This is a genomic window from Sphingobium sp. SA916 (assembly GCF_002894065.1).
GTDB classification, from domain to species: Bacteria; Pseudomonadota; Alphaproteobacteria; order Sphingomonadales; family Sphingomonadaceae; genus Sphingobium; species Sphingobium fuliginis.
This window is the reverse complement of record NZ_LXYF01000096.1, coordinates 108,856-120,570: the sequence shown is the minus strand read 5'-3', so window position 1 is coordinate 120,570 and position 11,715 is coordinate 108,856. Positions and strand designations below refer to the sequence as shown.

The following is an 11,715-nucleotide window of genomic DNA, read 5'->3' as shown; positions in this document are numbered from 1 at the left end:
GCCCGTGCCGCCGCGGCCGCACCGGCGATCCGGCCGGAGGTCAGCGCCCAGGCGGCATTTTGCGCGCCGCCGCCGCTCGTCGCCCCGGCGACCAGTTCCCGGGTCGCGCTGTCGCCGGCGGCATAGAGTCCGGACAGGCTCGTCTGGCAATGCGAGTCCACGACCTGCAACCCGCCGGTCCCCCGCACCGTGCCTTCCCCGAACAGCTTGATCTCGAACCGGTCCCGGAAAATATCCAGCCCGCGCCGCTCGAACGGCGTGGGGGAGGCAGGCTGGATGCGCCGCAATATCGGCTTCAACCCGTCCGGCGCATCGCTGAGGTCGGCGATGACCGGCCCGGCCAGCATGGCGCTCGCCAGTGCCCTCAGATGCGCGCCTTCCCCGCCTATGGGCGGCGGAATGTCCAGTTCCCGGCCGTCTTGGTCGAAGAAGCGCGCGGCGAAATAGGGCAGGGTGCGTGTCGAGTTCCACGCAGGAGACAGAGAATAGGAAACGGAAAATTCCATGCCGGACAGCGCGGCGCCCGCCTCCGCCGCCATCAGCAGCCCGTCGCCGGTATTGCCATGGCTGCCGATCAGCCCGGAACGGAAGGCGCATCCGCCCGTCGCCATGATCACGGCGCCCGCCCGGGCCCGCCATGATTGCCCCGTCAGGCGCGCATGCCCGGCCGCGCCCGCGACCGATCCGTCGTCATGCACCAGCAGTTCCAGCGCCGGATGATGGTCGAGGATACGGACCCCCGCATCGGTCGCGTAGCGCCGCAGGGCGCGCATATATTCCGGACCGCGGACGCCGGGATAGAAGGTGCCGCCCCTGCCGTCGCCGCCAAAGGGATAATAGCGGGCGAGCGTGGGCAGGGCGATCCAGCTTTCCTCGATGATGCGCGCCATCCAGTGCCGCTCGGCCAGTCCGAAGCTGCGCGCATGGCGTTCCTCGACGGCGGCTTCGCGCTTGCCGGGTTCGGGGGCGACCCACCAGTGATTGGGGCCGCCCGTCGCCGTGACGCCGCTGGTGCCGACGAATCCCTTGTCGACCAGCAGCACGTCGGCGCCTGCCTGCGCCGCGGCGATCGCCGCCCAGCAGGCCGCCATGCCGCCGCCGATGATCAGCACGTCGGCCTGAAGGTCGATCCCTTCCTCCGTCATTCCGCGGCGATCGCGTGCTGTTCCCGCGCATGCCGGTTTTCCGGAACCGGCAGGCCCAGATGTCCGCGCAGGGTGCGGTGCGCATAATCGTCGCGGAACAATCCGCGCGCCTGCAGGATCGGCACGACCCGCTCCCGGAACAGCCTGAAATCCTTGGGCCGCGTCACCCGCAGCAGGAAACCGTCGGCGGCGCGCCCGGTGAACCAGCGCTCGATCTCGTCCGCTATGGTCTCGGGCGATCCCACGAAGTCCGTCCGCCACTGGCCGAAGCGATAGGCCGCCTGGCGCAGCGTCAGCCCTTCCTCCCGCGCCACGCGGATGATCCGTTCGGCATGGCCCTTGTAGCTGTTCAGCGTGACGCCGCTCAGGTCGGGAAAGGGCGCGTCCAGATCGTAGCGGGAAAAGTCGTGATAATTGAACGCCCGCCCGATCTGCACCAGCAGCTTGCCGACGTCGAGCGCTTCCTGCGCGGCCGCGGCGATGGCCTGCGCCTCTTCGTCGGTCTCCGCGATGATCGGCGCCAGTCCGGGCAGCACCTTGATCAGGTCGGGATTGCGCCCCAGCGCCGCCGCCCGCGCCTTGATGTCCGCATAATAGGCCCGCCCGGTCTCGAAATCCTCCGCGCTGGTGAAGGTGCCCTCGGCAATGGCCGCGCCCAGGTTGCGGCCCTCATTGCTGTCCCCCGCCTGGAAGATCACCGGCTGTCCCTGCGGCGACCGGCTGAGCGCCAGCGGCCCGGCGACCGAAAAATGCGCGCCCTTGTGGTCCAGCCGGTGCTGCTTGGCCTTGTCCAGGAAAATGCCCGCCTCGCGGTCGCGGGGGAAGGCGTCGTCCTCATAACTGTCCCACAGGCCCTGCACCACATCGACGAATTCGCGGGCGCGGGCATAGCGCAGCTTGTGGTCGAAATGCTCCTCCCGCCCATAATTGCGGGCGGCGCCCTCCAGCCCGGTGGTGACGACGTTCCATCCGGCCCGGCCCCGGCTGATCTGGTCGAGCGACCCGAATTGCCGCGCGACATTATAGGGCTCCCAGTAAGAGGTGGTGAGCGTGCCCACCAGCCCGATGCGCGACGTCGACGCCGCCACCGCCGACAGCAGGGTCAGCGGCTCCAGCCGGTTCAGGAAATGCGGCGCGGTATCGGGCGTGATGAAGGGCGAATCCACGATGAAGACCAGGTCGAACTTCGCCGCCTCCGCCGCCCGGGCATTGTCGATATACCAGTCGATGTCGATGCTGGCGTCGCCCGGCAGCTCGGGGTCGAGCCAACTGACATGATCCGCCCCGACCCCTTCCAATATCGCGCCAAGATGCAATTGCCGCTGCGCCGTGTCCGCCATGTCCAAATCCTCCAAATATGGGAAAAGTCTAGACCAGGCGGTGGGACAGTGACCAACGAGGCCTTCTCATAGGCTGTTTGAAGCTTCTGAACGGAACCGCTTATTTCGCCTTGACGGCGACCGCCTCGATCTCGACCAGAAAGCCCGGATTGGCGAGAGCGGCGACCTGCACCGTCGACCGGGCGACCTTGTTGGGCTGCGCCGCCGTGCCGAAGAACTGGGCGTAGCCTTCGGAAAATCCCTTGAAATCCTGCTTTCCGCCCAGCTTGGGATCGCCCACCAGGAAGACGGTCAGCTTGACCACGTCCTGCAGGCCATAACCCTGTGCCGCCAGCAGCGCCTCGATCTTGCGGAAGATGCCGACCGTCTGCGTCCGCGTGTCGCCATAGGCGGCGGGTGTCGTGGGGTCGGCCGCCTTGTCGGCCACGGGCGGCACCTGCCCGCTCAGATAGAGCGTCTCCGCCCCGGCGGGCACGGTCACGCCGGTCAATATGGGCGATGGGCCCTCGGCGCCATGCCGGACGACCTCAGACGCGGCGTGGGCGCTGCCGGCGCCGCCGACCAGCAGGCCCAGCGCGGCGAGGGGACGGATGAGGGGATGGGACATGATGGAAACTCCTTCTTTCAGGCGTGACGGGGGGTGACGTTTGCGGGTAACGGTACCAGCGCATCGGCGGCGCGCCGGGCGGAAAGCACCGCGCCTTCCTGCCAATGGCCCGAATATTGGGACAAATGGCTGCCCGCGAACAGGAAAGGGCCATCGGGCTGGTTGAGCAGGCGAAAATCGTCCAGGCTGTTGCCGTCCGCATGCCAGTCCAGCCAGGGCCCCAGATTATGGGGCGTCTTGCGCCAGTTGACGACGACCGGGGATTGCAGGTCCGCGCCATGGCCGGGATGGATGCGATCGACGGCGGCGCGGGCCAGCGCGATCTGCTCCGGGATCGGCCGCGCGGCAAAGCTCTTCGCCGCGTCCAATGCCATATAGGCGGCGAGCAGGACCGCCTGCGGCTGCTGGAAACGGTCGGACGGATACCAGATGACGGAGGTTTCGCCGCCGACGAAGGACAGGCCGCCATAAACCTGCTGCTCTTCCCAGAAGGGACGGCTCTGGAAGGCGACCTTGACCGTATCCTGATAATGAGCGGCGGCTATCGCCCGCTTCACCGGCGCGCTGAAATCGCCCTTGATGCCCGCCAGCACCGGCAGGGGCAGGGTGATGATGGCGCGGTCGGCCCGCACGACCTGCGCGCCGCCCTTCGCATCGCGCCAGACGATGCCGACGCCCGCGCCGGCCCGCCTGATCTCCACTATGTCCGCCCCGGTGACGACGGGCTTGCGCAGCGATGCTGCCAGCGCGCGGGGAATCCGGTCCATGCCGCCGACGGGCGCCAGCATGGTCGCCTGCATGTAGATCTCTTCCTCGAACAGCAGGCCCGCCAGATTGGGATTGGCGAGCAACTGGTCGAGCGTTCGCGGCGCCACCGCCTGCTGCACTTCGTCGAACGCGCCCGGCGGCCGCGCCAGCCCCGACCGCGCGCTGCCGCCATAATGGCCGTCCGCCGCCAGGTCGCCATAGCCGGTGAGGAATCTTTCCAGCGCCTTGCGCGTCGGCGCATCGATCGTCTGGTCGAACGACCCGGCGCGCAGTCCCTTTTCCAGCAGGGCGGACAGATGCCCGCGCAGGTCGTTCGCCGCCTGCCGCAGCCGCAGCGGCCCGTCCGCATCCGCGATGAAGGCGCTGCGGCTGCTGTTCACCAGCACCTCCAGCGGCACATGCAGGTCCCGGCAGAGGCCCAGAACGCCGTCATGATGGCTGGGAATCCGCGCCGCGCCCGCATTCAGGTACAGCCCGTCGCCAAAGCCGACCCGCTGCGTCGTCCCGTCTGTGTCGGTAAAGCTGTCGCCGCCGCGCAGCGTCCACACCCGCCCGCCGACGCGCCCGCGCGCCTCCAGCACGGTGACGTCGACGCCGCGTTGCTCCAGTTCCCTTGCGGCGACCAGCCCGGCGATGCCCGCGCCCAGGATGACGACGCTCCCCACCCCGTCCGTCCGGGTCGCACCAACGACCGGAGCGGGAAGCGCCGCCGCGAGCGTGGCGCCGCCCAGCGACCGGAGCAGGGCGCGCCGGTCGAGCGACGCCACGCCCTTAAAGCTCCGCCGAGACACGGAGATACCAGAATCCGCCCAGCACGCCGAGCGGCGAGGCGTCGGGATAGACGAACCCGCTCGCCGGAGCGCCGGTGGAAGGATAGAGCAGCCGGGTCTCGCGATCCGGATAATTGTCGAAGATATTCTCCCCGCCCACGGCGATCCGGAACTTGTCCGCGACCTTCACGCCGACCTCCAGATCGAAGGAGACTTCCGCGCCGAAAGTCTTGTTCCCGCCATTGGAAGCAAGCTGGTTATTGGTGAACTTGCCGAAATAATTGGCGCGGGCGACGACGTCGACCGGCCCCGCCTCCGCCGTCTGGGTGAACACGCCGCGCCAGCGGGGCAGCAGCGTCTCGATGTCGCGCTTGCGCTCGTCGTCGATCAGTTGCAGGGACCGTCCGCCCGGCAAGGTGATGGTCCGGCGATAGCTGAGCTTCGTACGGTTGTAATTGACCGCCAGCGACGATCCCAACTTGCCCCAGCCCGTATTCGCCCGATAATTCGCTACAAAGTCCACGCCCTGGGTCCGGGTGCCGAAACCATTGGTGAAATATTGGACCGCGCCCAGCGAATTGGGATCGACCACGCCCAGCGCGGCCAGTTGCACCCGATCCGCATCCGTCACCGAAACCCGACTGGTCAGTCCGATGCGGTTCGTCACCTTGATATTATAATAGTCCGCCGTGATGGTGAAGGATGGTGTGGGCGTCAGGACAAGACCGCCGCTGAAATTGACCGACTCCTCCGGCTTCAATGCGGTCGCGCCATAATATCTGGCGGCGGCGTCTTCGGGCGACAATGTGGCGATCTGCACCGGCACCGGATTGGTACCGATGAAGGAGGTCTGCAGGTTGCGCAGGTAAAGCTGCCCCGGCGTCGGCGCGCGAAAGCCGGTGCTGGCCGCCCCGCGCAACGCGATGGCGTCGCTGAACGCATAACGCGCCGTCGCCTTCACATTGGTCGTGCCGCCGAAGTCGTCATAATGTTCGTAACGCACCGCCCCGCCCAGGGTGAAGCGCGGCGTCACGTCCACCTCCAGGTCCAGATAGGCCGCCTGGCTGGCGCGCGACCGGTCGACGATCGATGTCGGGCCATAGCCGGGAAAGCCGTTGGAGCCGACCGGATGCGTGACGAGGAAGGTCGAACCGTCGGCGCGCCGCACCGTCTGGGACGCATAGATGCCCTGCGTATAGGACGCCGCGTCGCCCGCGCCGATCAGGAAGCTCTCGCGCCGATATTCGAAGCCGCCTGCAATGTTGAGCGGGCTGGCAAGGCCGATCTCCAGCGGATAGCTGAGGTCCAGATTGGCGTTCAGCTCGCGCTGCTCCAGCGACCCGTCATAGAAGTCGGTCGGTGAATCCGGCCCCAGCGACGGGTTGAACGTGTCGCTGATATAATATTTGATCCGGTTCTGGCCGTAACCGATGCTGGCGTCATAATGCAGTCCGCCGATTTCGCCCTTATAGCCGCCGACAGCGGAAATGTCCGTATTGGTGCTGCGGAACCGCGGCGTGAAGCCATTGGGAAAGATATTGGCGTCATTCCAGGTCCGCCCATCGGCATTCCATGTCCCATCGGCATTGCGGTCGAGATAATAGAGCGAAATCGACTTGCCGAAGGTGAAGGGACTGCCGGCCGGCCCTGTCGTCGTCACGGCGATCGGACGCCGATAGTTGAAGTCGATGACCTGATCCGAATAGCCGTAATTGCCGAAGAAATAGAGCGCGTCGTCGCCCAGCGGCAGTTCTGCGTTGACGAAGAAGCGATAGGCTTCGGTGTCGGGACTGCCGAACTTTGTCACCGGCTGCTTGACGTCATAGCCCAGCGTTTCCAGAACCACCGCGTCCGGACGCTGTACGGCGCGATTGGTGTCATGGGCGTTGATATATTCGCCGGTCAGGTTGATGAAGCCGCCTTCATTGCCCAGCTTCAATCCCCAATTGCCCGACAACTGGATGTCGCGCCCGTCGCCCTCATAATATTCGCCATAGCGCGCGTTGAGGCTCAGCCCTTCCGCATTGCTCTTCAGCGCGAAGTTGATGACGCCGGCAATCGCGTCCGATCCATATTGGGCGGCGGCGCCGTCGCGCAACACCTCGATCCGCTGGACCGCCGCGCCGGGAATCTGCGACAGGTCGGCGCTCTGCGACCCGGCGGCGAGCGACCCGCCGCTCACCTGCACCAGCGCGGAACGGTGGACGCGCTTGCCGTTGATCAGCACCAGCGTCTCGTCCGGCGGCAGGCCGCGCAACGTCGGCGGCCGGACGAAGGCCGATCCGTCGAACAGCGCGTTGCGCTGAAGGTTGAAGGAGGGAACCAGATTCTTGATCGCGGCCTTGATGTCGCTGGTCGCTTGCGATGCCAGATCGTCGGCGCTGAAGACGTCCACCGGCACGGCGGATTCGCTGACCGTGCGATCCGTCCGGCGCGTACCCGTGACGATGATCGCGTCGCGTTCACTCGCGGCCGCCGCCGCCGCATTGTCGGCGGGCTGCGCCTGCGCGCCTTGGGCAAGCGCCACCGCCGCCAGGGCCACGCCGGCCCCGGCCCAGATTTTCACCGAATGCATGAAGTCCCCCTGCTTATAATTTGTCGCGTGATCCGCGCGGGCGGGACATGGCTTCGGCCCCATCCCTGCGCTGAATTATCTACTATATCGGTAGATTATTGAGGCAATCGAGTTTTCGTCATAGATGGAACGGTGCGGAATATAGGGCGATTTCCGAACGATCGATCCCGCTCCGTTCGCGATCCGACCGGCGGCAAGGGGGAGCGACCTTGCCGCTCTCCTCCGTCAAAGCCCGGCCCGCCCGTCGGCCCGCGGGCGATCAGGCGGCGCTCTTTTCGGCCGCTTTGCTGCTGTAGCGATTGTCCGGCTGGGCTAGGCCCAGATGTTCGCGGAAGGTGGTGCCTTCATATTCGGTGCGGAACAGCCCGCGCGCCTGCAGGATCGGGATCACCCTGTCGACGAACAGGTCGAGCTGCCCGGGCAGCGGCTCGAACACGACGAAGCCGTCGGCGGCGCCGCTTTCGAACCATTGCTGCAACCGGTCGGCAACGGTCTCGGGCGATCCGACGAAGGCGCCGCGCGGCGTCGCCAGCCTTTCGGCCACTTGCCGCAGGGTCAGCTTTTCGGCGCGCACCAATGCCAATATCCGCAACGTCGCGCTCTGCTGGCTATTGATGCCGATATGCTCGACGTCTGGAAAGGGCGCGTCCAGATCATATTGGCGGAAATCATGATCGTTGAAGGTCCGCGACAGGAAGCCAAGGCCGGTATCGATCGATTCCAGCGACGCCAGTTCGCGATAACGCGCCTCCGCATCCTCGTCCGTCTCTCCGACGATCGGGGCGATTCCCGGCAGGATGAACAGTTGGTGCGGATCGCGGCCGAAACCCTTGGCCCGCGCCTTCACATCGGCATAATAGGCCCGGCCCGCCTCCTCGTCCTCGGCATGGGTGAAGATGACCTCCGCCCGCTTCGCCGCGAAATTGCGCCCGTCGTCCGAAGCGCCCGCCTGGAAGATGACCGGCTGGCCCTGCGGCGTCCGCTTGATGTTGAGCGGCCCGCGCACCTGGAAGAACTCGCCCTTGTGGTCCAGCCGGTGGAGCCGCTCCGGATCGACGAACTGGCCGCTTTCCTTGTCCGCGACATGGGCGTCCTCCTCCCAGCTGTCCCACAGGCCCTGGACCACGTCCAGATATTCCCCGGCGATGCGGTAGCGCACGGCATGGGGCGGATGCTCGGTCTTGCTGAAATTGGCGGCGGTATCGCCCAGCCAGGACGTCACGATGTTCCATCCCGCCCGGCCGCCGCTCAGATGGTCGAGCGAGGCGAACTGGCGCGCGACGTTGAACGGCTCGGAATAGCTGACCGTCAGCGTCCCCACCAGCCCGATGCGGGATGTGGTCGCCGCCAGCGCGGACAGGATGGTGATCGGCTCGAAGCGGTTGAGATAATGCGGACTGGACTTCTCCGTGATCGACAGGCTGTCCGCGACGAAGAGGAAATCGAACTTGCCGCGTTCGGCGGTGGCCGCCTGCTTCTGGTAAAAGGCCAGGCTGGTGCTGGCATTGACGTCGCGGCCGGGGTGCCGCCAGTCGTTCCAGGTGCGGCCGACGCCGTGCAGGATGAAGCCGAGCTTGATATGACGGTGCTGGGACATGATCGGTTCTCGCTCAATGATTGGCGCGGACCGGTCTATTATTCCGCCCATCGGCCGACCAACGCATAATGGTCGCCCATTTATCGATTCTGCAAAACCATTGAGCGCGGCTCGTAATTGGGCAGCGACGGCAAATATGCCGGATGCGGCAACTCCCCGGCGCACGGTTCCAGCTTCGCCAACACTGTCCACAGCCACAGCGCATCGTTCGCCGCGCGATGGCGGGCCGGGCAAAGCCGGTCCGCATGCCGCTGCGCCGCGAATATGTCCTCGCTCGTCACCGCCAGCGCGTCGAGGATGGCGGAGACATGCTCGATCGGACGGGCGCTTTCCCGGCCGGCGGCCTTCGCCAGCATATCCCACCAATAACCGTCGATGCCGCTGTCCGCGACAAGGCGCCGACCGCCGACCGCCCGGTCGAGTTCGGCGAAGACCCGATCGGCCGGCATGCCCTCCTGCTCCAGCTGCTCCGGGCTTATGCCGTGCAGGTCCAGCGCTTCCCGCGTCCAGTCCCATGCGCGCCAGTCGGTCAGGGGACGGATCAGCCAGGACCGGGCGCCTTTCGCATCGGCTATTCCGACCTCGATGGGAAAGGACCGGCCATGACGGGGAAGGCAGCTCGCTTCGAAATCGATCGTCACATAATCCATCGGCGCGATCTCCGTTATTCCGGCAATTGCCACGATCCCGACCGGATGTGGCGGCGCTCCTTCCGTTTCGATCTACAGGCTTCGGACAGCGAACAGTTATTTTCTCTGCCCGAAGAACCATGAATGATTGGAATAGGAGGACCGATCAATTGTTCCGCCAAGGCAATGATATTGAACGACCCGTATTTCCACATGGATGAGTATTGCCAATAATATTCGTATATTCAAAGCATGCCGACCAATCATCATAACCGGACGGCGCATCCATCCCTTAGCAATGGTCCTGCACGGAAATCGTCCGGCGACCTTGAAAGGTGATGATATGTCCTCCGCAGCAGCAGATATTCTGGACCGCGCCGATGGGATCATCGGCATCCGCCCCCTGCAACCGACCATCGGCGCCGAAATCGACGGCGTCGATCTCAGTAGGCCGCTTTCCCCCGGACAGCGCGACGCGATCCGCGCCGCCCTGTTGCGCTACAAGGTCGTGTTCTTCCGCGACCAGCCGCTGACCAATGAACAGCATGCCGCCTTCGCCGCGGCCTTCGGCCCGCTCTACACCCATCCCAGCACCACCGCCGATTCCAGGATCGCGCCCATCCACAAGATCGCGGCGGCCGACGCGGCCCGATATGAAAAGCGCATCCATCGGGACGTAAGGCCGGGCGACGCCTATCACAGCGACACGAGCTGGCGGCTGGTGCCGACCTGGGGCGCCGTGCTGCGCGCCGTCACCCTGCCCGATGTCGGCGGGGACACCATCTGGGTCGACGCGCATCTCGCCTATGAAGGGCTGTCGGACGACATCAAGGCGCGGCTGGAGGGGCTGCACGTCACCCATGACTTCCGGGAAGCTCTGGTCGGCGCCGGGCACGACTATCCGATCGTCGCGCATCCCGTCGTGCGCACCCATCGCGAAACCGGGCAGAAGATCCTCTGGGTCAACTATACCCAGCGGCCGCAGATATTGGGCGTGGAACTGGCGGAGAGCCGCGAATTGCTGGAGGAGATCGTCCGGCAATATAAGCGGCCCGAATATCAGGTCCGCTTTTCCTGGCGTCCCAACTCGGTCGCCTTCTGGGACAATCGGGCGGCGGTTCACTATGCCGTGCGCAACTATGGCGATTTCCCGCGCGTGCTGGAACGCATCCTGATCGCGGACGAACCGCTCTACGCGAACCTCTGATCCTTGGCGGGCCGGTTGCGGCTGCCGCCGCCGCCGGTCCCGGAGACGCCATGACGCGCACCATCCTCTCCCGGCGCAGGGTTCTTCCCTGGATCGTCCTCTTCGCCCTGATCGCGCTCGCCGCCATCGGCTTCGCCTCGCTCCGCCCGCATGGCGGGGGCGATCCGGGCCGCCCCGTCCTGAAGATCGGGGATCAGCGCGGCGGCGCGCAGGCGTTGATGCGCGCCGCCGGCGAACTGGACGATCTGCCCTACCGGATCGAATGGGCGCAGTTTCCGGCGGCCTCTCCCTTGCTGGAGGCGCTGGCGGCGGGCGCGATCGATGTGGGGGGCGTCGGCGCTCCGCCCTTCGCCTTCGCTTATGCCGGCGGCGCGAAGATCAAGGCGGTCTTCGCCTATCGTCCGCAGGGCCCCGGCGTTGGCCGCGCCTCCGCCATCGTCGTGCCGAAGGACTCGCCGGTCCGGTCCGTGGCGCAGCTCAAGGGGCGCAAGCTTGCCACCGTGCGCGGTTCGGCCGGGCAGGATCTGGCGCTCCGCCTGATCGAACAAGCGGGCCTTGCGTCGTCCGATGTCCGCTGGACCTATCTCGACAACGGCGCGGCCAAGGCGGCGCTGGAAAGCGGCGCGATCGACGCCTGGTCGACCTGGGGCAGCTATGTCGGCATCGCTGTCATGGAAAATGGCGACCGGGTGCTGGCCGATGCCAGCGGCCTTCCCGCCCAGACGGGTTTCTTTGCGGCATCGGAGTCCGCGATCCACGGCAAGCGGCCGATATTGGCCGATTTCCTGGCGCGGCTGAGTCGGGCGCGGCGCTGGGCGGCGGCGCATCCCGACGCCTTCGCCCGGACGCTGGCGCAGGAGACCGGCCTGCCCTTCAAGGTCGCCCGCTTCTCCATCACCGCCTATATCGGCACGGCGGAACCGATAAACGATGCTCTGGTTCGCGAACAGGCCGAAATCTTTGCCCGTTACCGCCGCGCCGGCATCATCCCCGCGCTGCCCGACATTCGCGGCGCCTATGACCCGTCTTTCAACGCCACGACCCTGGCCCGGCGGGACTGACGCCCTCTTTTTTCAT

9 protein-coding genes are annotated in these 11,715 nt (G+C 66.2%); 2 read left to right on the top strand and 7 right to left on the bottom strand.

Translation table 11 applies throughout. The features are described 5' to 3' along the window. The 7 genes from A8G00_RS23645 to A8G00_RS23615 all read right to left on the bottom strand — a co-directional run. Nucleotides 1-1,145: FAD-dependent oxidoreductase (locus A8G00_RS23645; protein ID WP_103001863.1), on the bottom strand; the 1,145-nt coding region annotated here is incomplete at its 3' end. Next, nucleotides 1,142-2,485, bottom strand: a complete 1,344-nt coding sequence (locus tag A8G00_RS23640; protein WP_025548000.1) for an LLM class flavin-dependent oxidoreductase — start codon at nt 2,483-2,485, stop codon at nt 1,142-1,144. The genes A8G00_RS23640 and A8G00_RS23645, both read right to left, overlap by 4 nt. 100 nt (nt 2,486-2,585) lie before the next feature. After that, nucleotides 2,586-3,092, bottom strand: coding sequence for a RidA family protein (locus A8G00_RS23635; RefSeq protein ID WP_025547998.1), 507 nt, complete (start codon nt 3,090-3,092; stop codon nt 2,586-2,588). Between the two features lie 17 nt (nt 3,093-3,109). Beyond that, nucleotides 3,110-4,627 (bottom strand): FAD-dependent oxidoreductase, encoded by a 1,518-nt coding sequence (locus A8G00_RS23630; protein WP_103001862.1) that lies wholly within the window; start codon nt 4,625-4,627, stop codon nt 3,110-3,112. A gap of 4 nt (nt 4,628-4,631) precedes the next feature. Then, entirely contained in the window at nt 4,632-7,205 is a 2,574-nt protein-coding gene (locus tag A8G00_RS23625; protein ID WP_103001861.1) for a TonB-dependent siderophore receptor, read from the bottom strand. Between the two features lie 259 nt (nt 7,206-7,464). Next, nucleotides 7,465-8,802 carry an LLM class flavin-dependent oxidoreductase gene (locus tag A8G00_RS23620; protein ID WP_048576877.1) on the bottom strand — a complete coding sequence of 446 codons (1,338 nt, stop codon included), beginning with the start codon at nt 8,800-8,802 and terminating at the stop codon, nt 7,465-7,467. An 80-nt stretch (nt 8,803-8,882) separates the two neighbouring features. Beyond that, the gene (locus tag A8G00_RS23615; RefSeq protein WP_192832861.1) at nt 8,883-9,452 is read right to left on the bottom strand and encodes a hypothetical protein; all 570 of its coding nucleotides are present in this window, start codon (nt 9,450-9,452) and stop codon (nt 8,883-8,885) included. A 322-nt stretch (nt 9,453-9,774) separates the two neighbouring features. On the opposite strand from A8G00_RS23615, the gene A8G00_RS23610 reads away from it, so the two are divergent. Together A8G00_RS23610 and A8G00_RS23605 are read left to right on the top strand one after the other, a co-directional pair. Next, on the top strand, nt 9,775-10,638 hold the full coding sequence (locus A8G00_RS23610) for a TauD/TfdA family dioxygenase (RefSeq protein ID WP_103001860.1): 864 nt from the start codon (nt 9,775-9,777) through the stop codon (nt 10,636-10,638). Between the two features lie 50 nt (nt 10,639-10,688). Further along, a complete protein-coding gene (locus A8G00_RS23605) occupies nt 10,689-11,699 on the top strand; it encodes an ABC transporter substrate-binding protein (RefSeq protein ID WP_103001859.1) in 1,011 nt (336 codons plus the stop codon). Nucleotides 11,700-11,715: the final 16 nt, after the last annotated feature.

Excerpts from the sequence above, each read along its gene's own strand:
- A8G00_RS23640 (WP_025548000.1), bottom strand. The coding sequence starts at position 2,485 with ATGGCGGACACGGCGCAGCGGCAATTGCATCTTGGCGCGATATTGGAA.
- A8G00_RS23635 (WP_025547998.1), bottom strand. The coding sequence starts at position 3,092 with ATGTCCCATCCCCTCATCCGTCCCCTCGCCGCGCTGGGCCTGCTGGTC.
- A8G00_RS23625 (WP_103001861.1), bottom strand. The coding sequence starts at position 7,205 with ATGCATTCGGTGAAAATCTGGGCCGGGGCCGGCGTGGCCCTGGCGGCG.
- A8G00_RS23620 (WP_048576877.1), bottom strand. The coding sequence starts at position 8,802 with ATGTCCCAGCACCGTCATATCAAGCTCGGCTTCATCCTGCACGGCGTC.
- A8G00_RS23615 (WP_192832861.1), bottom strand. The coding sequence starts at position 9,452 with ATGGATTATGTGACGATCGATTTCGAAGCGAGCTGCCTTCCCCGTCAT.
- A8G00_RS23610 (WP_103001860.1), top strand. The coding sequence starts at position 9,775 with ATGTCCTCCGCAGCAGCAGATATTCTGGACCGCGCCGATGGGATCATC.
- A8G00_RS23605 (WP_103001859.1), top strand. The coding sequence starts at position 10,689 with ATGACGCGCACCATCCTCTCCCGGCGCAGGGTTCTTCCCTGGATCGTC.